Raw genomic sequence first — 23,704 nt, 5'->3', positions numbered from 1 at the left:
ACTTTAGACGTATTGTATTGACCCAACTTGTGACTGTTATTAGGCGGCCTCCGGGCCGCCATTTTTTTATTCGCGTTTCAGCCGCTTCGAGTTACACAGCCAGAGCGTAATGACCAGCAGCAGGATCGCCGCCGAGTAGATCAGCACGTCGAGCGGGGATTTATGATCGACGATGATCAGCCGCACTATCGCGGTGATCCCAATGTAGACAAAATAACGCAGCGGGAAGTGAAAGCCGGACTGAAAGTACTTCACAATCAGGGCGATAAATTCAAAGTAGAGAAAGTAGACCACCAGTCCTTCTACCAGCGCATATTTGCTGGTTTGTTCAGGGGCAAACAGCACATCCGCCAGATGCACCGTCTCTTTTCCCAAAAAGACGACCAGTATCAGTCCAAGGCTCAACAGACCGAGGTTCAGCACGGTCTGGAGGATAGTTGAGATAAACTCAACGCGCGGGCGAGTCAGGGATGTCATACAGCACCTCATTCTCCGGGGCGAGGTTCCTGTATAACGCAAAAATGTGACGGAGATCTATATTTTTTGTTTATATTTCGTGCGATCGCCCGGTGGTGAAGTACCACCGGGCTGGTCAGGCATCAGCGGAAGTTTATGTTTTTATCGCTGGTCATATCATACAGCTGGAACTTACGTCCAAGCTGCTGACCCCCGTCGCGCGTCAGCGGCGTCCAGCCAATTGCCGCACGGCTGCGGGTTGGGCCTGACGAGAACAGATCCAGCGGAATCGACACGTAAACCCCTTTGGTGAAGTCCCCTTCCCCATATTCGTCCGGCGAGACGTTGGTGATGGTCGCATAGCCGCCCACCACGACGCCGCTGTCAAAGTGTTTGGATATATCGAGTGTGCCGCCCTTATCACCCGCCAGGTACTGGCCGACGCTGGCTTTCACCAGCACGTCAGGGGCAAACGACGGCGTCCAGTAGGCGGTCAGGTGGCCGGTTTTGACGCTGTAGTCAGTGAACTTCATCATGTCCTGGGCGCTGCGCCAGTCACGCTGTTTGACGTAGTTGGCATCAATCCCGAACGCCCAGTTGCTGTCGACAGGACGATAAAGCACTTCTGCCCCAGCGCCGCCGAACATGGTTTCCAGATATCCGCCGTACACCTGGCCGTAGAAGCCGTTGCCGAAGTACTGGAAGTAGTTGGCCTGCAGGTTGTTCACATAGACATTATTCTGCACGTACTCACGCACGCGGGTGCGCACGCGCGGCAGCGTCGAGTCATTTGGCGGATTGGTGTAGTTGAACTTGTCGTAGTTGTTAGCAATGTTGCCAAACAGGCTACCGGTGGTCAGCAGGTGGTCGGTGAGCCACAGATCCGCTGTCGCCATCGCGCCCAGCTGATACATGTAGAAGTTCTCTGGCCCGCCGACGGACTGATTCAGCACCGGATCGATATGGAAATCGAAGCGCGACTTGTCGATATACCAGCCCTGCTCGGTGGTATCTGGCACGATCGGCTCTACGCGTTTTTGCACCAGCTCGGTTTCATGCCCAAGCGGTTCACCTTCCAGATGGCGCTTGAGGCTGGCGACGTCCGTTTCCGTCGTCACCTGCGGCAGGTTGAGACGATTCTCCGTCACGCGGATCGTGCGGATCCCATCCGGGAGATCGTTCATGACGATCCGGTTGGCGCGTTCGATCCCTTCACGCGAGTCGCGGTATTTCACCTGCTCGCCGGTAACATACAGCGTATCGCCTTTTACCTGAATTTTCGGATCCGCCAGACCCGCATTATATTTCAGCAACGTCAGCTGGTTTGCCACCACCGAGTGCTGCAGGATGGCGTCCTGCGGCTCCGGCTGGTATGCAGGCCGTGCGTTATCGTTGTAGTGCGGGCGCATGTCGTTGAAGTTAGTGCGCAGCGTGAAGCCAAACATGAAGGTATTGCCACGCTCGTAGCTGAGGTTAACGTCGGCCCAATCGGTGACGCGATAAATGGCGCCGACGTTAAACTTGCTCTTCTGTTCAATCTTGCCAGCGAAATCCTGCGAGTAGTCATTCCCTTCATACTCCAGCTTCAGGCGCAGCGGCTGCCAGGGTGTCTGGTATTCGACGCCACCAAACAGCGACGCCGGTCCGTGGAACATTTGGTCGCCGTTGATCGAACCCGCTTTCTGGTAGCTATTATCGCGGTAGCAATATTTATCGCTGTACGAGCAAAACGGGTTTTTGACGTTGCCGCTGGTACCGAGATAACCCCAGCCCAGACCGAGTGAGAAATCAAACGGTCCCCAGGCTTTACTGGCAACAATGTATTCCGCATCAAACAGACCGGTACCGCCGATATCTTTGGCGCCGACGGAGACCTGGGGCATCCAGTAACTCTCTTCCCACAGACGTACTTTGAGGTCGAAGGCTTTATCTTTGTAAGTCTGATCGCCGGAGAACGCCTCTACGCTGCTGTACTGTTTCGTACGCACGTCGGTATAGCGCAGCGTGGTTTCAAGCCACGGAAACAGTTGCACCGACGCCGAGTAGTAGCGGTATTGATCGTTATCGCGATAGTTAAGGCTCAACTCACCCTCACGCGCCATACGTGCGGTGGGCGTTTGCAGTAAACCGACGCCACCGAAGTCTGACTGGGACGGGCCAATAGGTGCCGGATACGTTTCTGCATGGCAGGCGGCACTCACACAAAGTGCCAGCATGCTGTAGAGATAGGTTCTTTTCATTATTCCGGAATCCGCTGTATCAGGGAGCGAAGGATATCGGCGTTAAGTCCGTCATACGCCTTCGTCCAGAAATGGTCGGCAAAACCGACAAAAATGATGCTGCCAGGCATAGGTTCGATATGGCGTTTGTTCCAGTAGGCCACTGGCGCTTTTTGTGTGTGCCCGTCAGGGTAAACCACCCAGGCATAGCTGTTATCCGCACCGCTTAACAGGCTCTGCTCGTCGAGATAGCTCACCACGTCACGACCGGGTGTAAAGGGCTTTTTCCCGGGGTGGCTGATAAGACCAAAAACGGTGATGGTTGAGGGTTGTGCAGGCAGCCAGAGCGTATATTCCCCTTCCAGAGCCGGGTTACCGTTCTCCGACACGCGCACGTCATCCGGATCGAGGTTCACTGGTAGCCGACCGGTGATTTTCAGGGCCTGAACCTGCTGGCGAACGCTGTTAATCGCCGCCGCATCGTCACCCTCTTCCTGCTCCGCTAACCCCGTCAGCCTGGCGAGGAGCGCCTTGTATTGTTGTTCCGCTTCAGCGGTTTTCTGGCGTTCAGCGATCACCGCGCCAGGCCACCAGCTGTTCGCCAGTCTGGGCTGGCCGACGAGATCGATCAGATGCCCGGCGTTGGTCAGTGTTTTGGGCTGCGTGCTGTCCGGGATATAGACCTTCACCGTTCCGGCAGGCCAGGCAAGCGGCGCGGCAAAACTGGCGATCAGCGCAACGCGAATAAGTGTTTTCATGATTTCGCGGCCTTGATAAGCGTAGTTTTGACCGGGAAGAATCCGGCACCGAGATACTGCAGGGACTGACGGATTTGTCCGTCATCGTCGACCCAGAAACGGTTATGCCACGTGGCCTGGTCGGTGATCACTTCTTCATCGAGCACGCGAACCTGGGTTTTGTCACTTCCCACGCTGACACTGTCCGTCCCCTCCCAACGGAAGGTAGAGCGTGCGGTGGCGTAACGCACCTGTTTATGCTCGGTCCAGCCCATCGTGCGCGTCCAGCTTGCGCCGTCGGTGATCTGGTTGGGTTTGATAAGCGGGTCGGCAGCGATTTTGTTCACCTCAAGCAGGTTGTCTCCGCCCAACAGGGTTTTCACGAGACGTCCATGCTGCGTCACGATGGTGGCCTGATCCTGCGTCACCCATTTCTGCTGCCCGTTTTCATCGAAAGCGAGCACCACAAACAGTTGCGGGCCATCGTTTAACTGCATGTACTGGCTGGCATACGGCATGTTCTGAAGTTCATCATCGGTCAGATGTACACCCGGTGTGCCGAACATGCTGTCCCACAGTGAGTTCCCCAGCCCTTTGGTGGTGGCTGAGCACGCCTGCAAGAGCAGGCAAATCATGATGATTGCAGGTCGCTTCACGACTCTTCTCCGAAGGGCGAAATAACCACACCGAAGTGTGGTTATGATTAAAACACCCGGAATTATCGGGTGCTGGTCGTTGTGGTGGTCGTGGTTCCGGTATTGGAGCCATCACCGCCACCGGTTGCCGCCAGCGCGACACCCACGGCTGAACTTACGGTGCTGGCGCTGGCTGCGGTAGAACTTCCCGCAGACGCAGACGTCGCAGCCGACCCTGCCGCTTCCCCGACCTGAACCGGAGCTGCATAAACAGATGTCGCCGCAAGCGCAGATATGGCAAAAATGCCATACAGTACTTTCTTCATAACAATTTCCCTTCAATGAATGAATGGAGATTTGCCCGAAAAGAATTTCAGGCGGAATCGAGTATACACAACTACTGCCGTGGGATTGTCGTAAGGGGAAATAGGGGTGGGGTTTTCGGAATAATGGTTAAAATGGAAATAGAATAAAAATAAAATAAATATATAATTAATTAAAATCAATAAGTTATAATATATACATATTAACAAATTAGTGCGTATTTTCTTAAAATAAACCGCAGCAATTAACGGGTTAAGCGTCTTTTTCGGATTAAACTCAGATCCAGAATTTGAGTTAATTAACAGACATCAGGAATTATCCGATAAAAAAATGCCGGCATATCGCCGGCATTTTTCATGACATTTTAATTACGCACGCCATGCTTTATAACGGTTGATCAAACCATTTGTCGAGCTGTCATGGCTGGCAATCGCTTTATCGTCACCCAGCTCTGGCAGGATACGGTTTGCCAGCTGTTTGCCCAGCTCAACGCCCCACTGGTCAAAGGTGAAGATGTTCAGGATCGCGCCCTGCGTGAAGATTTTGTGCTCGTACAGGGCAATCAGCGCCCCCAGGCTGAACGGCGTGATTTCGCGCAGCAGGATGGAGTTGGTTGGACGGTTGCCTTCGAACACTTTGAACGGCACAACGTGGTCCAGGGTTGCCGGATCTTTACCCTGGTCACGGTATTCCTGCTCTACCACCTCGCGGGATTTACCAAATGCCAGCGCTTCAGTCTGGGCGAAGAAGTTAGACAGCAACTTCGGATGGTGGTCGGACAGTGGGTTATGGGTGATAGCCGGGGCGATGAAATCGCACGGTACCATTTTGGTGCCCTGGTGAATCAGCTGGTAGAACGCGTGCTGACCGTTCGTGCCCGGCTCACCCCAGATGATTGGACCGGTCTGGTAATCCACGGCGTTGCCGTTACGGTCAACGTATTTACCGTTGGATTCCATGTTGCCCTGCTGGAAGTAGGCCGCGAAACGGTGCATGTACTGATCGTATGGCAGGATCGCTTCGGTTTCAGCGCCGAAGAAGTTGTTGTACCAGATACCAATCAGCGCCAGCAGCACAGGCAGGTTTTTCTCTGGTGCGGTGCTGGAGAAGTGTTTATCCATCGCGTGTGCGCCTGAGAGCAGCTCAACGAAGTTGTCGAAGCCGACAGACAGGATGATGGACAGACCGATTGCAGACCACAGAGAGTAACGGCCGCCCACCCAGTCCCAGAACTCAAACATGTTCGCGGTATCAATCCCGAACTCGCCAACTGCCTTGCCGTTGGTGGACAGCGCCGCGAAGTGTTTCGCCACGTGCTTGTTGTCGCCTGCAGTCTTCAGGAACCAGTCGCGCGCACTGTGGGCGTTGGTCATGGTTTCCTGAGTGGTGAAGGTTTTAGATGCGACCAGGAACAGAGTGGTTTCCGGGTTCACGTTCTTTAGCACTTCGGCGATGTGGGTACCATCGACGTTAGAGACAAAGTGCATGTTGAGGTGGTTTTTATATGGACGCAGCGCTTCGGTCACCATGAATGGACCGAGGTCAGAACCGCCGATACCGATGTTAACCACGTCGGTGATGGCTTTGCCGGTGTAGCCTTTCCAGCTACCAGAGATGATCGCTTCGGAGAAGGCTTTCATCTTTTCCAGCACCGCGTTCACTTCCGGCATTACATCTTTGCCGTCAACGATGATTGGCGTATTGCTACGGTTACGCAGCGCCACGTGCAGCACGGCACGGTCTTCGGTGCGATTGATCTTCTCACCGGAGAACATGGATTTGATGGCGTCAGCAAGCTGCGTCTCTTTTGCCAGATCCTGCAGTTTCGCCAGCGTCTCTTCGGTAATGCGGTTTTTGGAGAAATCCACCAGCATCAGGTCATCAAAGGTCGCGGAGAATTTGTTGAAACGATCGGCATCTTTCGCGAACAGCTCCGCGATAGTGACGTCTTTCATTTCATCAAAATGTTTTTGTAGTGCCTGCCAGGCAGCGGTCTGCGTTGGGTTGATGTTTTTCATTAGCAATACTCTTCTGATTTGAGAATTGTGACTGCGGTCGATTGTAGCGCCTGCAAATAAAAATTGTGATGGTTTTTATGCCATTGCCCTGGCCTGCATCAAACGCAGGTGAAAAGACCCGAAAAGTATAGCTGCTGGAGAGCGCTCCTGCGGCGGCGAAATGTCGGTCAAAACCGGGTAAAATGAAGCATAAAATATGGCCCTGTTATAAGTCCTGTTTCTCAGGGGTACCCCCCCATGAAAAATCCGCATAATCCCGGCATTGACAGGACCTCCCCCGCATTTTATTTATAGGGCCGTATTTTGCGCCTGCACCTGTTTTCGTTTCATTCTTGTGCCAAGGTCGCTTTATTCATTCCCTGACACGAGGTTGTTATGACGAGTTTTGTGGTCGCCAAATTTGGCGGCACCAGTGTGGCCGATTACGATGCCATGAACCGCAGCGCCGATGTGGTGCTAGCCGATCCGAATACCCGCCTGGTGGTGCTTTCTGCCTCTGCTGGCGTGACGAACCTGCTGGTTTCTCTGTCTGAAGGACTGGAAGCGACCGAGCGTTTCGTTAAGCTGGATGCACTGCGCAAAATTCAGTTCGACATCCTTGAACGTCTGCAGAACCCGAATGTCATCCGCGAAGAAGTGGAACGCCTGCTGGAAAATATCACCACGCTGGCAGAAGCGGCTTCTCTGGCCACCTCCACCGCCCTGACCGATGAACTGGTCAGCCATGGCGAACTGATGTCGACTCTGCTGTTTGTGGAAATCATGCGCGAGCGTAACATTCAGGCGCAGTGGTTTGACGTGCGCAAAGTGATGCGTACCAGCGATCGCTTTGGCCGCGCCGAGCCGGACGTTGAAGCGCTTGCGGAGCTGACCAATCAGCAGCTGGCTCCCCGTCTGGCAGACGGTATCGTGATCACCCAGGGCTTTATCGGCAGTGAAGCGAAAGGCCGCACCACCACGCTTGGCCGTGGCGGCAGCGACTACACCGCCGCGCTGCTGGGCGAGGCCCTGCATGCCACGCGCGTGGATATTTGGACTGACGTTCCGGGTATTTACACCACCGACCCGCGTGTCGTTTCTGCGGCGAAACGTATTGATGTGATCGCCTTTGAAGAAGCGGCTGAAATGGCCACCTTCGGTGCGAAAGTGCTGCACCCGGCAACGTTGCTGCCCGCCGTACGCAGCGATATTCCGGTCTTCGTCGGCTCCAGTAAAGACCCGAAAGCAGGCGGTACGCTGGTCTGCAAGAAAACGGAAAATCCACCACTGTTCCGCGCGTTGGCCCTGCGCCGTCGCCAGACGCTGGTCACGCTGCACAGCCACAATATGCTGCACTCCCGTGGCTTCCTGGCGGAAGTGTTTGGCATTCTGGCGCGCCATAACATCTCTGTAGACTTGATCACCACCTCCGAAGTGAGCATCGCGCTGACGCTGGATACTACCGGTTCCACCTCCACTGGTGACACCCTGCTGACACAGTCACTGCTGATTGAGCTTTCTGAACTGTGCCGCGTGGAAGTAGAAGAAAATCTGGCGCTGGTTGCCATCATTGGCAACAAGCTGTCGCGTGCCTGCGGCGTAGGGAAAGAGGTCTTCGGCGTACTCGACCCGTTCAACATCCGTATGATTTGTTACGGTGCATCCAGCTATAACCTCTGCTTCCTGGTCCCTGCCGATCAGGCGGAGCAGGTGGTGCAGAAACTTCATCAGAATTTGTTTGAATAAAATTCGTTAGCACGATAAACAATAACGATAAGCCGGGCACAGACCCGGCTTTTTCATAACTAAACACAACACAATCGCAAGGAAATACCTATGTTATCCGCCATCACACGGCTGTTCCCGTTATGGGCGCTGCTGCTCTCCGTAGTCGCGTATTACACGCCCACCTCGTTCACCGGTATTGGTCCATGGGTCACCACCCTGCTGATGCTGATCATGCTCGGTATGGGCGTGCATCTGAAAATCGACGATTTTAAACGCGTGCTGTCGCGCCCGGCCCCCGTCGCTGCAGGCATATTCCTGCACTACCTGGTGATGCCGCTCGCCGCGTGGCTTCTGGCGATGGCCTTTAAGATGCCGCCCGATCTCTCCGCCGGGATGGTGCTGGTGGGCAGCGTGGCCAGCGGCACGGCGTCCAACGTCATGATCTATCTTGCGAAAGGCGATGTGGCACTCTCCGTCACTATCTCTTCCGTTTCCACGCTGGTTGGCGTGATTGCTACCCCACTGTTAACGCGCTTATATGTGGACGCACATATTCAGGTGGACGTCATGGGCATGTTACTCAGCATCCTGCAAATCGTGGTGATCCCGATTGCGCTAGGGCTGGTCATTCACCATCTTTTCCCGCGCGTGGTGAAAACGGTTGAACCGTATCTGCCGGCGTTCTCGATGGTCTGCATTCTGGCGATCATCAGCGCCGTGGTCGCGGGTTCCGCCTCACACATTGCTTCTGTAGGCTTTGTGGTGATCGTCGCGGTAGTGCTGCATAACACCATTGGATTACTCGGTGGTTACTGGGGCGGGAAGCTGTTTGGCTTTGACGAGTCCACCTGCCGCACGCTGGCAATCGAGGTGGGAATGCAGAACTCCGGTCTGGCGGCAGCACTCGGTAAGATTTACTTCTCACCACTGGCGGCCCTACCTGGCGCGCTGTTCTCCGTCTGGCATAACCTCTCCGGCTCGCTACTGGCGGGCTACTGGTCCGGCAAACCGATTGATGAGCAAACGAAAAAAGATGCAGTGAAGCAGGGTTAATTTACGCGGCTTGCTTTACACTGAATCCTCCCCATCAGGAGGCTTCAGCAATGGCTACACCACGTTTGACCCAGAAAGACATGACGGAAGCTGAGCAGCGCGAACTGAAAACGCTTCTCGACCGCGCCCGTATCGCACATGGCCGCACGCTGACGAACGCCGAAACCAATCAGGTGAAAAAAGAGTACATCGATAAGCTGATGGCGCAGCGTGAGGCCGCGGCGAAAAAAGCCCGCAAACTGAAAAAGCAGCAGGCTTATAAACCCGATGCGGAGGCGACCTTCTCGTGGTCTGCCAACACATCGACTCGTGGAAGGCGCTGATTAGCGCCCTTTCTTTTTACGGCCAGGCTGGGTAAAGCGTTTCCCGTTGGCCGGTTTGCCGCGTCCTTTCTCTTCCGCCTGCGGCGCCTTCACCACCGGGCGCTTAATCGCCTGGGTTTTAGGTTTGGCTTTGGCCTTCGGCTTTGCTTCGGATGAAGAATTCTCAATAAGTTTGAACAGCTCGATCAGCTCGTCATCCGTTAAATCACGCCATTCACCCAGCGGGATCCCGGACAAGCTGACGTTCATGATGCGCGTGCGTTCCAGCTTCGTCACTTCATAACCGAAGTGCTCACACATACGGCGGATCTGCCGGTTTAAACCCTGGACCAGCGTAATACGAAACGCGAACGGTGCTTCTTTCTTCACCTTACACTTCTTCGTAACGGTGCCCAGAATTGGCACGCCCGCCCCCATCCCACGGATAAACTCATCCGTCACAGGCTTATTCACCGTGACGATGTACTCTTTCTCATGGTCATTTCCGGCGCGCAGAATTTTGTTCACCAGGTCACCGTGGTTGGTGAGAAAAATCAGCCCCTGGGAGTCTTTATCCAGTCGACCAATCGGGAAGACACGGCTGCTGTGGTTAACGAAATCAACGATGTTGTCCCGCTCGCCATCTTCCGTGGTACTGACGATACCAACCGGTTTATTCAACGCGATAAACACCAGGTCTTCAGCATCGCGGGGTTCGATGACCTGACCATTCACTTTAACCACATCGCCAGGGACGACCTGGTCGCCAATGGTGGCGCGTTTGCCGTTCAGGAACACGTTACCCTGTTCAATGTAACGGTCAGCCTCGCGACGTGAGCAGATCCCGCTCTCGCTAATGTATTTGTTTAATCGGGTTGATTGAGTTGGCAGCATAGTTTCTCCTGTGAAGGGCGAAATATACCTTACCTTGCGGCTGACAAAAAAGTGTTAGTAACCGTTGATCAAAAAATCGAGTGCATCCCGCAATGAAGCCCGTTTTTGCGTAAGATCGGCGACACGCTCGCCTAACTCTTTTGGCGATATGCCTGCCATCATGTGCATCATGACCACGCAGGGCTTACCCGCTATCTCAACGACAGGGCACACTTTCGCAGGCGGTTGAATGCCTCCCAGGTGGCTAAGCTCAACTGCGGGGGCGACCAGGACTGCTTCATCAGAACGACCTCTGAAAGTCACTAAAAGAGCCGTTTTCATCAACCCACTGGTTAATGGCCTCAATAGAAGCTTTATTTTCTGCTAACCACTCGGCGCGCTGATGCGCACGAAACTGCTCCTGCAGCGCAGCCGTGAGTACAGCGGATAGATTAAGTTTAAGCCGTCGCGCCTCTTCAAGAATTTCTGGTGCTAACGACACATTAACTGATTTTTTAATGCCTTGAGTAGTGCGCATGAGAACCCCCATCGGAATGCGCATGAATTGGCGAAGAGTAGCGTAATAAACGAGCATTTTCTATTCCCTTAAAAATGTAAGGTCTGAAGAGTAAATGGCGCTTTATAAGGTGTCACGCCTCGCAAAACGGTTTTGCGAGGCGCTTTCAGAGATTAATATTCATCCCGCTCGTCGTCTTCATCCGGCTGTTCCATCACGCTGTACGCCACCGCGCAGAACAACGAGTTGAGACGTTTCATATCCCCCAGCAGCCCCAGGTGCAGCGAACTCGTTTCGATACTCTGCACGTTCTGCTGATGCAGACGCTCAACGTGGGCGTGCGAGTAGCGGCGGTTCAGAATACGGAAACGATGCTTGTTGCGGCGCAGGCGGCGCGCACTCGGCACGTCGCTGGAGAAGAACACCGACATCGCCAGCTTGAGGTTGCTGACAAGCTGTTCGTGCAGCGCCTCCAGCTCCTTCAGGCCTTCACCTGAAAATGCGCGACGCGCGGCAAGGGATTTGTCGGCAATCTCGCTGCCCATGCGCTCAACGATATCTGAGGCCTGCTCCAGGTTAAGCGACATCTCGATAATTTCCGCCCAGCGGCGGGACTCCTCCTCCGCCAGTTCATCCTGCGGAATACGCGCAAGATAGAGCTTGATGGCGGTATAGAGCACGTTGATGTCGTCCGCCAGTCTGCGCAGCTCTTTCTCTTCACGTGGCTCGCCGTGCATCACCTTTTGCAGCCCTTCGAGCATGGTTTCCATCGCATCGCCTATGCGCAGCGTCTCACGGGCCGCATTCGCCAGCGCCAGTGCAGGGGTGTCCAGCGCGGACGTATCCAGATGCTTAGGTTTCAGACGCGCATCCAGCTCCGGTTCATCCTGAATAAGTCGTTCACAGAAACGGGCCATCGGTTCAGCAAAAGGTACCATCGCCAGGCAGCGCACCAGGTTATAGAAAACGTGGAAATAGATCACCAGCTCCGCTTTTGGCAGCGGGAGGTTATCCATCAGGTTCGCCAGCGGGTGGATAAAGGGCAGGATAATCAGACTCCCCACCAGCTTAAACAACAGGCTGCCAAGCGCCACTCGACGGGCGGCAGCATTGGCGGCGCTGTTGTTGAGCATCGCCAGCAGGCCAGAGCCGAGGTTGGCCCCGATCACCAGACATAACGCGACCGGGAAGGAGATCACCCCTGCAGCGGTGAGTGTTGCCGTCAGCAATACTGCGGCCAGGCTCGAGTAACTGACGATGGCAAACACTGCACCGATCAGCGCGTCCAGCATGATGTCGCCGGTCAGCGAAGCGAAGATGACCTGAACACCATTAGCCTCGGTAATGGGAGTAACCGCCTGCACAATCAGTTCCAGCGCCAGCAGGATAAGCCCCAGGCCAATCCCTACGCGTCCGAGCTGTCCGGCCCGCGTTTGTTTGCGGCCAAGGAAGAAGATGACGCCAATGAAAATCAGCAACGGCGACAGCCAGGAGAGATCAAAGGTCAGGATACGCGCCATCAACGCGGTACCCACATCAGCACCCAGTACAATCACCAGCGCCGGGGCCAGCGCCACCAGATCCTGCGCCACAAACGAGGTGACAAGCAGCGTCGTGGCGTTGCTGCTCTGAACCAGTGCCGTTACACCAATACCCGCGCAGAAGGCGAGCGGTTTCTTCTCAACGCTGCTGCTGAGAACGGTGCGTAAACGAGCACCAAATACGCGCATCACGCCGGTACGGACAATATGGGTGCCCCATACCAGCAGTGCGACTGCGGAGAGCAGATGTAACAGAGTCAGCACGGAAGATGTACCTCCTTATCGTTATTCGTTTTCCCTTGGTTCAGTATAAGGGTTTAAACGTAATAAAGAGACAGGGCGCCCAATGAGCGCCCTGTTTGTTGTAAGGAAAAGTGACGTCAGTCCGCGTCGTAGCCTAAATTCGGCGCTAGCCAACGCTCCACTTCAGAGACACTCATACCTTTGCGCAGGGCGTAATCTTCGATTTGATCGCGTTGCAGCTGCGCCACGGCGAAGTACTTGCTGTCAGGATGGCTGAAATACCAGCCGGAAACGGACGCCCCTGGCCACATGGCGAACGACTCGGTGAGTTTCATCCCTGTATGCGCTTCAACATCCAGCAGCTTCCAGATAGTGCCCTTTTCGGTGTGTTCCGGGCAGGCCGGGTAGCCAGGTGCCGGACGAATCCCCTGATAGTTTTCGCGGATCAGTTCCTCGTTGCTGAGGTTCTCATTGGCCGCGTAGCCCCAGAGTACCTTACGTACGCGCTCGTGCAGGTACTCGGCGAAGGCTTCCGCCAGACGGTCGGCAATCGCTTTGACCATGATTTTGTTGTAATCATCGTGCTGCGCTTCGAACGCATCCGCCAGGGCATCTTCTTCCAGACCACCGGTTACGGCAAATGCGCCGATGTAATCGGCTTTACCAGAAAGCTTCGGCGCAACGAAATCGGCCAGGCAGTAGTTCGCGAAACCCACTTTCTCGGTTTGCTGACGCAGATGGCGGCTCACCGCCAGCACGTGAGTGCGGGTTTCATCGCGATAAATTTCAACATCGTCGCCCACGCGGTTCGCCGGGAACAGCCCCACCACGCCACGCGGGTTGAGGGTTTTCTCTGTGCTCAGCTTGTCGAGCATGTCGTTGGCATCTTTAAACAGGCGCTGTGCTTCTTCACCGACAACGTCGTCTTCGAGGATGCGCGGATATTTGCCCGCCAGCGACCAGGTCATAAAGAACGGCGTCCAGTCGATGTAGTTGCGCAGCGTCTCGATGCTGGCAGTCACATCCTGCACGCCCAGACGGTGCGCGACAGGCGGCGTGTAGCTCGACCAGTCAAATGCCAGATCGTTATCGCGCGCCGCCTGCAGCGTGACGGGCGGCGTGCGCGGTTTCTTGCGACCGTGCTGAATACGGACGGTTTCGTACTCTTTGCGGGTGCGCGTAACAAACTCGTCGCGCTGGGTGTCAGAGAGCAGCGCGGACACCACGCCTACCGTTCGCGAGGCATTTTGCACGTAGACCGTCGGGCCACTGTAGTTCTGCTCGATTTTCACCGCCGTGTGCGCTTTTGAGGTGGTCGCCCCGCCAATCAGCAGCGGAATGGTAAAGCCCTGACGCTCCATCTCTTTCGCCACGTTGACCATCTCATCAAGCGACGGGGTGATCAGCCCGGAGAGGCCAATCAGGTCGGCATTCACTTCACGTGCGGTTTTGAGGATTTTGTCCGCGGGTACCATCACGCCAAGATCGATAATCTCGTAGTTATTACACTGCAGCACCACACCAACGATATTCTTGCCGATGTCGTGAACATCGCCCTTCACGGTGGCGATCACCATTTTCCCGTTGCTGGAGCCTTTCTCTTTGCTGGCTTCGATAAACGGTTCAAGGTAGGCCACCGCCTGCTTCATCACGCGGGCGGATTTCACTACCTGCGGCAGGAACATTTTGCCCTCGCCGAACAGGTCACCGACCACGTTCATGCCGTCCATCAGCGGCCCTTCGATCACTTCAATCGGACGTGCGGACTGAAGACGCGCTTCTTCGGTATCCAGTTCGATAAACTCGGTAATCCCTTTCACCAGCGAATATTCCAGGCGCTTTTTCACATCCCAGGAACGCCACTCGGCCTGCTGAACGTTGACTGCTTCATCCGATTTACTGCCACGATATTTCTCCGCCAGATCCAGCATCCGCTCGGTCGCATCGTCACGACGGTTCAGGATCACGTCTTCTACCGCGTCGCGCAGTTCTGCCGGCAGGTCGTCGTAAATCGCCAGTTGTCCGGCGTTTACGATCCCCATATCCATCCCGTTACGGATGGCGTAGTAGAGGAACACGGCGTGGATAGCTTCACGCACCGGGTCGTTACCGCGGAACGAGAACGACACGTTCGACACGCCGCCGGAGATCAGCGCATGCGGCAGCTCGCGTTTGATGTCTTCACACGCGCCGATAAAGTCCTGAGCGTAGTTGTTGTGCTCCTCAATCCCGGTCGCGACGGCGAAGATGTTCGGGTCAAAGATGATGTCTTCCGGCGGGAAGCCTACCTCTTCGGTCAAAATTTTGTACGCGCGGCGGCAAATCTCAATCTTGCGTTCGCGGGTGTCTGCCTGGCCCACTTCATCAAAGGCCATAACCACAACGGCCGCACCGTAACGGCGTACCAGCTTCGCGTGGTGGATAAAGATATCAACGCCCTCTTTCATCGAGATGGAGTTAACGATGCCTTTACCCTGAATGCATTTCAGCCCTTTCTCGATGACTTCCCACTTCGAGGAGTCAATCATGATCGGCACGCGGGCGATGTCCGGCTCGCCGGCAATCAGGTTGAGGAAACGCACCATCGCCGCTTCGGCGTCGAGCATCCCCTCATCCATGTTGATATCAATAATCTGCGCACCGCTTTCCACCTGCTGGCGGGCAACGTCCAGCGCTTCGCTGTACTTCTCTTCCTTGATCAGACGTTTGAACTTTGCTGAACCGGTGACGTTAGTACGCTCACCCACGTTCACAAACAGGCTGTCGTCGCCGATGGTCAACGGCTCAAGGCCGGATAGGCGGCAGGCAACAGGCAGCTCAGGTAATTTTCGCGGCGGCAGCCCGGCCACCGCATTGCTCATGGCCGCGATGTGCTCCGGCGTTGTGCCGCAGCAGCCGCCGACGATGTTCAGGAAGCCAGACTCGGCCCACTCGCGGATTTGCGCCGCCATGGTGTCGGCATCGAGATCGTATTCACCGAACGCGTTCGGCAGACCGGCGTTCGGGTGCGCGGTGACATAACATTCCGCGATACGGGACAGCTCCTGCACGTACTGGCGCAGTTCATCTGGACCCAGCGCGCAGTTCAGGCCGAAGGAGAGCGCTTCGGCGTGGCGCAGGGAGTTATAAAAGGCTTCGGTTGTCTGGCCGGACAGGGTACGACCGGAGGCGTCAGTAATGGTGCCGGAAATCATGATCGGCAGGTCAACGCCCAGCGCCTCGAACTCCTCTTTCACCGCGTAAATCGCGGCTTTGGCATTGAGGGTATCGAATACGGTTTCGATCAGGATCAGATCGGAACCCCCTTCCACCAGCGCTTTGGTTGATTCACGGTAGGCAGCAACCAGCTGATCAAAGGTGATATTACGAAACGCCGGGTCGTTCACGTCCGGTGAAATCGACGCGGTGCGGTTGGTCGGCCCCAGTACCCCGGCAACGTAACGAGGTTTATCCGGCGTGCGGGCGGTCCAGGCGTCGGCACAGGCACGCGCCAGCTTCGCGGCTTCAAGGTTGATTTCCGCCGACAGGGATTCCATCTGGTAATCCGCCATGGCGATGGTTGTCGAGTTGAAGGTGTTGGTTTCAACGATATCTGCACCCGCTTCGAAGTACGCGTTGTGGATATCGGTAATGACTTGCGGCTTGCTCAGCACCAGCAGGTCGTTATTACCCTTCAGATCGCATGGCCAGTCGGCAAAGCGCTCACCGCGGAAATCGTCTTCACTCAGACGATAGCTCTGGATCATGGTGCCCATGCCGCCGTCCAGCACCAGAATTCGTTCATTTAACTGCGCACGCAGTTGCTCTACTTTGCTGCTCACACTTGCTCCCGACAACGCTCAACAAGGCCAAAAGGCTGCATTCCATACTGGCATAATCTCGCAGGGTGGAAAAGTCACACAGGAGTAACATGAGACATGTTCACTATCACTCCTCCGATCAGTCAGGATAACGGTTGCAAATTCACCAAATAAAACGAAAATGATTTCCACGATACAGAAAAAGGAGATCGTCATGGTCGCGACCGTTCCCGCTAAACGCGGCAGAAAACCTGCTGCTACCACCACCGCACAACAGGGCGGACAGGTTCAATCGCTCACGCGCGGTTTGAAGCTGCTGGAGTGGATAGCCGAGTCGCACAATAGCGTGGCCCTGACGGAGCTGGCCCAGCAGGCTGGCCTGCCGAACTCCACAACGCATCGACTGCTGACCACCATGCAGCAGCTGGGCTTTGTCCGTCAGGTCGGTGAGCTGGGACACTGGGCTGTAGGCGCGCATGCGTTTATCGTCGGCAGCAGCTTCCTGCAAAGCCGTAATCTGCTGGCGATTGTGCACCCGATCCTGCGCAAGCTGATGGAAGATTCCGGCGAGACGGTAAACCTGGCGGTACTCGACCAGAGCGACCATCAGGCGATCATCATCGACCAGGTACAGTGTACGCAGCTGATGCGTATGTCGGCCCCCATTGGCGGCAAGCTCCCTATGCACGCCTCCGGGGCGGGGAAAGCGTTTCTGTCGCAACTGAGCGAAGAGCAGGTGACGGGGTTATTGCACCGTAAAGGGTTGCACGCCTACACCCACGCAACGCTGGTTTCGCCGGTGCATCTTAAAGAGGATCTGGCCCTGACCCGCAAACGCGGCTATTCGTTTGATGACGAGGAACATGCTCTGGGCCTGCGTTGCATTGCAGCCTGTATCTTTGACGAACACCGCGAGCCGTTCGCCGCCATCTCCATCTCCGGGCCGATTTCACGCATGACGGATGATCGCGTGACTGAGCTGGGCGCGCTGGTGATTAAGGCGGCGAAAGAGGTTACGCTGGCGTATGGTGGGATTCGTTAAACCGCACGCAAAACCGCTGCTTACGTCGATAGGCATACACATCTTCAACATGCCCATTCTTAATTCGCGTTTGCAATCCACGCCAGTAGCTGGCGTGGAACAGATCGTCGTGCATCTCTGCGAATAATGGCCCAATTCGCGGGTCAGCGCACAGCCAGTGGCGGAACTCCTCAGGAAATACATCGCCCGGCGAGACGCTGTACCACGGCTCACCGGAGAGTTCATCTTCCGGATAGCGGGGCTGCGGGATGTCGCGGAAATTCACCTCGGTCATGTAACAAATTTCATCGTAATCGTAGAACACGACGCGTCCGTGGCGGGTGACGCCGAAGTTTTTAAACAGCATATCCCCCGGGAAGATATTGGCGGCAGCAAGCTGGCGAATCGCATTGCCATACTCTTCAATGGCATCGCGAAGCGCCTGACCTTCGGACTGCTCCAGCCAGATGTTCAGGGGCACCATACGGCGTTCAATGTAGAGATGGCTAATCACAATTTTGTCACCAATATCGGTGATTTTGCCGGGTACTTCCTGCATTAAAAGCGCCATGAGTGCTGGATCGATCTGCTGCTTATCCAGCACAAAGTTTTCGAATTCCTGGGTATCGGCCATGCGTCCAACACGGTCGTGCTCTTTAACCAGCTGGTAGCAGGCGCGGACATGTGCAGCCGTCATCTCTTTCTGCGGCGCGAATTTATCTTTAATCACCTTAAAGACGCGGTCAAAACCCGGCAGGGTGAAGACCAGCATCACCATACCGCGAATGCCCGGTGCTTCGATAAACTGTTCATCCGCCGTGGTGACATAGCGCAAATACTCCCGATAGCTTTCCGTTTTGGCGTGCTTCTGACAGCCAATCGCCATATACAGCTCGGCGGTGGTTTTGCCCGGCAGGATCTCGCGCAACCATTCCACGAGCGCGGCAGGTAACGGCGCGTAGACCATAAAGTAGGAACGGGCGAAGCCAAACACAATGCTGGCCTCGGCGCTGGTGGTCAGGCAGGTATCGACAAACAGTTCGCCGTCGTCGGTGCGGTGGATCGGTAACAGAAACGGCACGATGGCTGTCGGCGTAATCAGTTTTCCCACCAGCCAGGCGGCTTTATTGCGATAGAACAGTTCATTGGCGACCTGCAAATGGCTGTGCCCAAGAACGTCCTCGCCGAAGGTTTCAGTCAGATGCGCATGGATATAACCGATATCCCGGGTTTTATTCTCCCAGGGCAAACGCAGCGGCAAGTCTGTTAATACGCGGTGCAGGAGCTTTTCCCACCCGCGATCGGGGAAGAAATCTTTCGCCAGCGGACGTGGGATGGTGCGAAAGCGTCGCTCGGGCTGGGAGCTAAAGATAAATAACCGCTCAGGAGATAATGAGCGGTGGTCAAATAACCGGCAATAGACGGAGTTAAAAAAGCTCTCCGCAATCTCGAAGCGCGGGTAATCGGGTAACAAGCGGGTGTAGTGCTCTTTCACGCGCAATAAAAAATCCGCGTCAGGACTTTTACCCTCGGTGATACACCGCAGCTGCTCCACCACCAGACCCACATGGTGGTCGTAGAGATGGATACGCTGCTTCATGGCCTGCTGAACCGCCTGCCAGTCTGCATGTTCAAAGCGCTGCTGCGCGCCGGAGGTCACTTCCAGAAAACGGCCATACTGGGCATCGAAGCCCTGCAGAATAGTTTGGGCAATCAGTAATTCCAGACCACGCGACATATATCCCCCTCACCCCAACCCTCTCCCCGAGGGGGGAGAGGGGGAAAAGATTAGAACTGTGCTTCTTCGGTTGATCCCGTTAAGGCGGTGACGGAGGAGGTGCCGCCCTGAATAATCGTGGTCACATTATCAAAGTAGCCAGTTCCCACCTCCTGCTGGTGAGACACGAAGGTGTAGCCATCTTTACCCGCGGCAAATTCCGGCTGCTGCACCTTCTCAACGTAGTGCTTCATACCCTCACCCTGCGCATAGGCATGTGCCAGGTCGAACATGTTGAACCACATGCTGTGAATGCCTGCCAGGGTAATGAACTGGTATTTGTAGCCCATATCGGACAGCTGCTGCTGGAAGCTGGCGATGGTTTTGTCATCCAGCTTTTTCTGCCAGTTGAAGGAAGGCGAGCAGTTGTAGGCCAGCAGCTTGCCTGGGTATTTCGCGTGAATAGCATCGGCGAAGCGTTTTGCCAGCGCCAGATCCGGCGTGGAGGTTTCACACCAGACCAGGTCCGCATAAGGAGCGTACGCCAGACCACGGCTTATCGCCTGCTCAATACCGGCATGGGTACGATAGAACCCTTCGCTGGTACGTTCACCGGTAATGAACTCGCTGTCGTACGGGTCGCAATCTGAGGTAATCAGGTCAGCTGCATCCGCATCCGTACGGGCAATGACTAATGTCGGCACGCCGAGCACGTCAGCAGCCAGACGCGCCGCAACCAGCTTCTGAATCGCCTCCTGGGTCGGGACCAGCACTTTGCCGCCCATATGTCCGCATTTCTTCACTGACGCCAGCTGGTCTTCGAAGTGAACGGCCGCTGCACCGGCCTCAATCATCGATTTCATCAGCTCGAAGGCGTTCAGCACGCCACCGAAACCCGCTTCTGCATCCGCAACGATCGGCAGGAAGTAATCAACAAAGCGCGGATCGTTTGGCTCAATGCCTGCCGCCCACTGGATCTGATCCGCACGGCGGAAGGTGTTGTTGATCCGATCCACGACCGACGGTACGGAGTTAGCCGGATAGAGCGACTGATCCGGGTACATGCTGGAGGCCAGGTTAGCGTCCGCCGCGACCTGCCAGCCGGACAGGTAAATGGCTTCAATCCCCGCCTTCGCCTGCTGCAGTGCCTGACCGCCCGTCAGCGCGCCAAGGCTGTTGATGTAACCTTTTTTGGAACCACCGTGCAGCAGCTTCCACATTTTCGCCGCGCCATTTTGCGCCAGCGTGCATTCCGGATTGACCGAGCCGCGTAATTTCACCACTTCCTCCGCGCTGTACGGACGGCGGATGCCTTCCCAGCGAGGTTGTGTCCACTCTTTCTTTAATTCTTCGATTTGTTGGGTACGGGTTTTCATGTGCAGATGCTCCATATTGTTATGTGGTGAGTTACGCCAGGAAGCGGTAGCCCGGCAGGGTCAGGAAGTCGATTAAGTCATCTGATGTGGTGATTTGCTCCATCAGGCGCGCAGCGTCGTCAAAACGTCCACTGCTGAAGCGGTGTTCGCCCAGCTCGTCCTGGATCACCCGCATCTCTTCGGCCAGCATCTGGCGGAACAGGGATTTGGTTACCGGCTTACCGTTGCTGAGCGTTTTTTGATGGTGGATCCACTGCCAGATGGAGGTACGTGAGATCTCCGCCGTCGCGGCATCTTCCATCAGGCCGTAGATAGGCACACAGCCGTTGCCGGAGATCCACGCTTCGATGTATTGCACGGCAACGCGGATATTGGCACGCATACCCTCTTCGGTGCGTTCACCCGCACATGGTGCTAGCAGCTGTTCTTCAGCTGTTGGCGCATCGTCTTCACGCGTGACAAACAGCTGGTTTTTATTGTCGCCAAGCACGCGGTTGAATACCTCCATCGCGGTATCGGCCAGGCCCGGATGTGCAATCCACGTCCCGTCATGACCATTGCGTGCTTCAAGTTCTTTATCGGCTTTCACCTTGTTGAGTACCTGGCTATTACGCTCCGCATCTTTGCTTGGAATAAACGCGGCCATGCCGCCCATCGCAAAGGCACCACGCTTGTGGCAGGTTTTGATCAGCAGACGCGAGTAAGCGCTCAGGAACGGTTTATCCATGGTGACAACCTGACGATCCGGCAGTACGCGATCGGGATAATTCTTCAGGGTCTTGATGTAGCTGAAAATGTAGTCCCAGCGCCCGCAGTTCAGGCCGACAATGTGATCGCGCAGGGCATGCAGAATTTCATTCATCTGGAACACGGCAGGCAGCGTTTCAATCAGCAGCGTGGCTTTGATGGTGCCGCGCGGCAGGTTGAATCGATCTTCCGCATAACTAAACACCTCACTCCACCAGGCCGCTTCCTGCCAGGATTGGGTTTTCGGCAGATAGAAGTAAGGGCCGCTACCTTTTGCCAGCAGGTTTTTGTGGTTGTGGAAGAAATAGAGCGCGAAATCAAACAGGCTGCCCGGAATGGCTTCCCCACGCCAGGTGACGTGTTTTTCAGGCAGGTGCAGCCCGCGTACGCGGCATATCAGCACCGCCGGGTTCGGTTTGAGCTGGTAAATTTTGCCGGCTTCGTTGGTATAGCTGATGGTGCCGTTCACGGCGTCGCGCAGATTGATCTGCCCCTCAATGACCTTACGCCAGTCCGGTGCCAGAGAATCTTCAAAATCAGCCATAAAGACTTTAACGTTCGCGTTCATGGCGTTGATCACCATTTTGCGCTCTACCGGCCCCGTGATCTCAACCCGGCGATCCTGTAAATCTTCAGGGATGCCGCGGATTTTCCACTCGCCACGGCGAATGGAAGCGGTTTCCGAAATAAAACCAGGCAACTTGCCATCGTCAATTTCCTGCTGCTGATGAATGCGCGCTGCCAGCAGCTTATTACGCTGTGGCGTAAAGCGTGTTACCAGTTCAGTCAGGAATTCTACCGCTTCCGCCGTCAAAACTTGCTGTTCTTGCTCGCCATACGGCTGGGTAAAGGCCAGTTCATCGACCGTCGTTGCCTGTTGAGTCATCACTCTGCTCCTCATCAAAGATCCAAATTCACATCCCCAATGCGAACGAAAGATCGTTGTGTAGTTTTCGCTCAGCAGAATTAAGACTATCTATATTTTTTACAAAATCAAAAACAATTTCCATTTTAATTTAATTTTAGATTCAATTTATTGATTTAATTGAAATTAAAGTTTTATTGAGTGGTGAGTGGCATTTCGGAAATAAAAAAGGCACCCGAAGGTGCCTGATCTGAATAGCTGAAACGCTTTAGGATCGTTTAGTGCAGAAGATTACTCCAGCGTCGGATTCATGTGACGCAGATCGTATGGTGTGATTTGGTAGACGTAATAGTTGAGCCAGTTCGTAAACAGCAAATTCCCGTGGCTGCGCCAGGTTGCTCTCGGTTTGTTTTGCGGATCGTTTTTCGGGAAATAGTTGTACGGAACATCCGGATTCAGACCCGCTTCGACGTCACGGAAAAACTCAGCCGCGAGGGTGTTTGGGTCATACTCGGGATGCCCAGTGACAAAAGCAATACGCTTATCTTTGCTGGCAAACAGGTAGGCATCACCATCTTCCGTTTCAGCCAGGATCTCCAGATCGGTATAATCGCGGATCAGTTGTGCCGGGAAATCGGCATAGCGAGAGTGTGGGGCAAGGAAAGTGTCATCAAATCCGCGCGTCAGTAATGCGTGTGGATGCAGAATATGATGTTCATATACGCCAGAGAGCTTTTCAGTGCGGGTTTGCTTTGGAATGCCATACAGGATATTCAGTGCCGCCTGTACCGCCCAACAGACAAAGAGCGTGGAGGTGACGTGATCTTTTGCCCACTCCAACACCTGTTTTATCTGCGGCCAGTAGGCAACATCATTGAATTCAACCAGGCCCAGTGGTGCTCCCGTTACAATCAGTCCATCGAAGTTTTCATCGCGGATGTCATCGAAGTTACAGTAGAAATTGTTCAGATGCTCAGAAGGTGTATTTCGCGACTCACGGGCATCAATTCGTAGCAGCTGGATATCAACCTGAAGCGGGGAGTTCGAAAGCAGACGAAGAAACTGGTTTTCTGTTTCGATCTTTTTTGGCATCAGATTGAGAATAAGCACCTTCAGCGGGCGAATTTCCTGACCTGTAGCGCGTGAAGCCGTCATGACAAAGACATTTTCTTCACGTAAGAAATTGACGGCTGGTAGCTCGTCCTGCACCCGAATCGGCATAACCTTATATCCTCACAGCATACGTATAAACGTTTAGACATCCAGACAGCTAACGATAACCAGAAATGATCTGAATGTCGAGTCTGCAAGTGAAAGGTGAGAAAGTTTCAAGGAGGGAATGTGTAAGATCCAAAGCAAAAAACCCCGCACCTTACGGTACGGGGTTTTCTCGATTGATGCCTGGCAGTTCCCTACTCTCACATGGGGAGACCCCACACTACCATCGGCGCTACGGCGTTTCACTTCTGAGTTCGGCATGGGGTCAGGTGGGACCACCGCGCTAAAGCCGCCAGGCAAATTCTGTTAATCTGTATCAAGGCTGAAAGTTGATT

General features: G+C 54.8%; 19 protein-coding genes and 1 rRNA gene. 4 read left to right on the top strand and 16 right to left on the bottom strand.

Annotation, left to right across the window (positions count from 1 at the left end; translation table 11 throughout):
* Window positions 1-66: 66 nt before the first annotated feature.
* The 6 genes from psiE to pgi form a co-directional block, all read right to left on the bottom strand.
* Window positions 67-477, bottom strand: a complete 411-nt coding sequence (gene psiE, locus ACLHV9_RS01510; protein WP_000202963.1) for a phosphate-starvation-inducible protein PsiE — start codon at window positions 475-477, stop codon at window positions 67-69.
* Window positions 478-599: 122 nt separating this feature from the next.
* Window positions 600-2,696, bottom strand: a complete 2,097-nt coding sequence (locus ACLHV9_RS01505) for a YjbH domain-containing protein (protein ID WP_049007752.1) — start codon at window positions 2,694-2,696, stop codon at window positions 600-602.
* Window positions 2,696-3,433: a capsule biosynthesis GfcC D2 domain-containing protein gene (locus ACLHV9_RS01500; RefSeq protein WP_407220088.1), complete on the bottom strand. Its 738-nt coding sequence runs from the start codon at window positions 3,431-3,433 to the stop codon at window positions 2,696-2,698. The genes ACLHV9_RS01505 and ACLHV9_RS01500 overlap by 1 nt, the downstream gene beginning before the upstream one ends.
* Complete coding sequence (locus ACLHV9_RS01495) at window positions 3,430-4,068, bottom strand: YjbF family lipoprotein (RefSeq protein WP_407220086.1); 639 nt, start codon at window positions 4,066-4,068, stop codon at window positions 3,430-3,432. The genes ACLHV9_RS01500 and ACLHV9_RS01495 overlap by 4 nt, the downstream gene beginning before the upstream one ends.
* Before the next feature lie 62 nt (window positions 4,069-4,130).
* Complete coding sequence (gene yjbE, locus ACLHV9_RS01490; protein WP_028017977.1) at window positions 4,131-4,373, bottom strand: exopolysaccharide production protein YjbE; 243 nt, start codon at window positions 4,371-4,373, stop codon at window positions 4,131-4,133.
* Window positions 4,374-4,739: 366 nt separating this feature from the next.
* On the bottom strand, window positions 4,740-6,389 hold the full coding sequence (gene pgi / locus ACLHV9_RS01485) for a glucose-6-phosphate isomerase (protein WP_108089384.1): 1,650 nt from the start codon (window positions 6,387-6,389) through the stop codon (window positions 4,740-4,742).
* Between the two features lie 375 nt (window positions 6,390-6,764).
* Here pgi and lysC point away from each other — a divergent pair, with 375 nt between their 5' ends.
* The 3 genes from lysC (at window position 6,765) to ACLHV9_RS01470 (ending at window position 9,472) form a co-directional block, all read left to right on the top strand.
* Window positions 6,765-8,114, top strand: a complete 1,350-nt coding sequence (gene lysC / locus ACLHV9_RS01480) for a lysine-sensitive aspartokinase 3 (RefSeq protein WP_028017979.1) — start codon at window positions 6,765-6,767, stop codon at window positions 8,112-8,114.
* A gap of 90 nt (window positions 8,115-8,204) precedes the next feature.
* On the top strand, window positions 8,205-9,149 hold the full coding sequence (gene panS / locus ACLHV9_RS01475) for a ketopantoate/pantoate/pantothenate transporter PanS (protein WP_407220085.1): 945 nt from the start codon (window positions 8,205-8,207) through the stop codon (window positions 9,147-9,149).
* A 50-nt stretch (window positions 9,150-9,199) separates the two neighbouring features.
* A complete protein-coding gene (locus ACLHV9_RS01470; RefSeq protein ID WP_128348336.1) occupies window positions 9,200-9,472 on the top strand; it encodes a DUF3811 domain-containing protein in 273 nt (90 codons plus the stop codon).
* Here the strand turns inward: ACLHV9_RS01470 and rluF are convergent, their stop codons facing one another.
* The 5 genes from rluF to metH form a co-directional block, all read right to left on the bottom strand.
* Entirely contained in the window at window positions 9,473-10,345 is an 873-nt protein-coding gene (rluF, locus tag ACLHV9_RS01465) for a 23S rRNA pseudouridine(2604) synthase RluF (protein WP_049007759.1), read from the bottom strand.
* Window positions 10,346-10,399: 54 nt separating this feature from the next.
* Complete coding sequence (locus ACLHV9_RS01460) at window positions 10,400-10,648, bottom strand: CcdB family protein (protein WP_407220084.1); 249 nt, start codon at window positions 10,646-10,648, stop codon at window positions 10,400-10,402.
* On the bottom strand, window positions 10,626-10,919 hold the full coding sequence (locus ACLHV9_RS01455; protein ID WP_049007761.1) for a type II toxin-antitoxin system CcdA family antitoxin: 294 nt from the start codon (window positions 10,917-10,919) through the stop codon (window positions 10,626-10,628). Before ACLHV9_RS01455 ends, ACLHV9_RS01460 begins: the two co-directional genes overlap by 23 nt.
* Before the next feature lie 95 nt (window positions 10,920-11,014).
* Window positions 11,015-12,646: a Na/Pi cotransporter family protein gene (locus ACLHV9_RS01450; RefSeq protein ID WP_129325463.1), complete on the bottom strand. Its 1,632-nt coding sequence runs from the start codon at window positions 12,644-12,646 to the stop codon at window positions 11,015-11,017.
* Between the two features lie 116 nt (window positions 12,647-12,762).
* Window positions 12,763-16,446 (bottom strand): methionine synthase, encoded by a 3,684-nt coding sequence (metH, locus tag ACLHV9_RS01445; protein WP_129325464.1) that lies wholly within the window; start codon window positions 16,444-16,446, stop codon window positions 12,763-12,765.
* Window positions 16,447-16,639: 193 nt separating this feature from the next.
* Between metH and iclR the strand changes: the two genes are divergently transcribed.
* Window positions 16,640-17,467 (top strand): glyoxylate bypass operon transcriptional repressor IclR, encoded by an 828-nt coding sequence (gene iclR / locus ACLHV9_RS01440; RefSeq protein ID WP_129325465.1) that lies wholly within the window; start codon window positions 16,640-16,642, stop codon window positions 17,465-17,467.
* Here iclR and aceK read toward each other — a convergent pair.
* From aceK to rrf, 5 genes are all read right to left on the bottom strand, one after another.
* Entirely contained in the window at window positions 17,439-19,184 is a 1,746-nt protein-coding gene (aceK, locus tag ACLHV9_RS01435; protein WP_049007764.1) for a bifunctional isocitrate dehydrogenase kinase/phosphatase, read from the bottom strand. The two genes, iclR and aceK, sit on opposite strands and share 29 nt — an antisense overlap.
* A gap of 50 nt (window positions 19,185-19,234) precedes the next feature.
* Window positions 19,235-20,539, bottom strand: coding sequence for an isocitrate lyase (gene aceA / locus ACLHV9_RS01430; protein WP_049007765.1), 1,305 nt, complete (start codon window positions 20,537-20,539; stop codon window positions 19,235-19,237).
* Window positions 20,540-20,570: 31 nt separating this feature from the next.
* The gene (gene aceB / locus ACLHV9_RS01425; protein WP_129325466.1) at window positions 20,571-22,172 is read right to left on the bottom strand and encodes a malate synthase A; all 1,602 of its coding nucleotides are present in this window, start codon (window positions 22,170-22,172) and stop codon (window positions 20,571-20,573) included.
* Window positions 22,173-22,442: 270 nt separating this feature from the next.
* The gene (gene metA, locus ACLHV9_RS01420; RefSeq protein ID WP_028017990.1) at window positions 22,443-23,372 is read right to left on the bottom strand and encodes a homoserine O-succinyltransferase MetA; all 930 of its coding nucleotides are present in this window, start codon (window positions 23,370-23,372) and stop codon (window positions 22,443-22,445) included.
* Window positions 23,373-23,550: 178 nt separating this feature from the next.
* Window positions 23,551-23,666 (bottom strand): 5S ribosomal RNA (rrf, locus tag ACLHV9_RS01415).
* Window positions 23,667-23,704 lie beyond the last annotated feature (38 nt).

The organism is Enterobacter sp. CPE_E890, assembly GCF_046521475.1.
Lineage (GTDB): Bacteria > Pseudomonadota > Gammaproteobacteria > Enterobacterales > Enterobacteriaceae > Enterobacter > Enterobacter adelaidei.
Note: the sequence above shows the minus strand (reverse complement) of the source record. Positions and strands in the feature narration are given on the sequence as shown.

What these genes read in the sequence shown, in the direction of transcription:
- psiE (WP_000202963.1), bottom strand. Translation starts at nt 477, where the DNA reads ATGACATCCCTGACTCGCCCGCGCGTTGAGTTTATCTCAACTATCCTC.
- ACLHV9_RS01505 (WP_049007752.1), bottom strand. Translation starts at nt 2,696, where the DNA reads ATGAAAAGAACCTATCTCTACAGCATGCTGGCACTTTGTGTGAGTGCC.
- ACLHV9_RS01500 (WP_407220088.1), bottom strand. Translation starts at nt 3,433, where the DNA reads ATGAAAACACTTATTCGCGTTGCGCTGATCGCCAGTTTTGCCGCGCCG.
- yjbE (WP_028017977.1), bottom strand. Translation starts at nt 4,373, where the DNA reads ATGAAGAAAGTACTGTATGGCATTTTTGCCATATCTGCGCTTGCGGCG.
- pgi (WP_108089384.1), bottom strand. Translation starts at nt 6,389, where the DNA reads ATGAAAAACATCAACCCAACGCAGACCGCTGCCTGGCAGGCACTACAA.
- lysC (WP_028017979.1), top strand. Translation starts at nt 6,765, where the DNA reads ATGACGAGTTTTGTGGTCGCCAAATTTGGCGGCACCAGTGTGGCCGAT.
- panS (WP_407220085.1), top strand. Translation starts at nt 8,205, where the DNA reads ATGTTATCCGCCATCACACGGCTGTTCCCGTTATGGGCGCTGCTGCTC.
- ACLHV9_RS01470 (WP_128348336.1), top strand. Translation starts at nt 9,200, where the DNA reads ATGGCTACACCACGTTTGACCCAGAAAGACATGACGGAAGCTGAGCAG.
- rluF (WP_049007759.1), bottom strand. Translation starts at nt 10,345, where the DNA reads ATGCTGCCAACTCAATCAACCCGATTAAACAAATACATTAGCGAGAGC.
- ACLHV9_RS01455 (WP_049007761.1), bottom strand. Translation starts at nt 10,919, where the DNA reads ATGCTCGTTTATTACGCTACTCTTCGCCAATTCATGCGCATTCCGATG.
- iclR (WP_129325465.1), top strand. Translation starts at nt 16,640, where the DNA reads ATGGTCGCGACCGTTCCCGCTAAACGCGGCAGAAAACCTGCTGCTACC.
- aceK (WP_049007764.1), bottom strand. Translation starts at nt 19,184, where the DNA reads ATGTCGCGTGGTCTGGAATTACTGATTGCCCAAACTATTCTGCAGGGC.
- aceA (WP_049007765.1), bottom strand. Translation starts at nt 20,539, where the DNA reads ATGAAAACCCGTACCCAACAAATCGAAGAATTAAAGAAAGAGTGGACA.
- aceB (WP_129325466.1), bottom strand. Translation starts at nt 22,172, where the DNA reads ATGACTCAACAGGCAACGACGGTCGATGAACTGGCCTTTACCCAGCCG.
- metA (WP_028017990.1), bottom strand. Translation starts at nt 23,372, where the DNA reads ATGCCGATTCGGGTGCAGGACGAGCTACCAGCCGTCAATTTCTTACGT.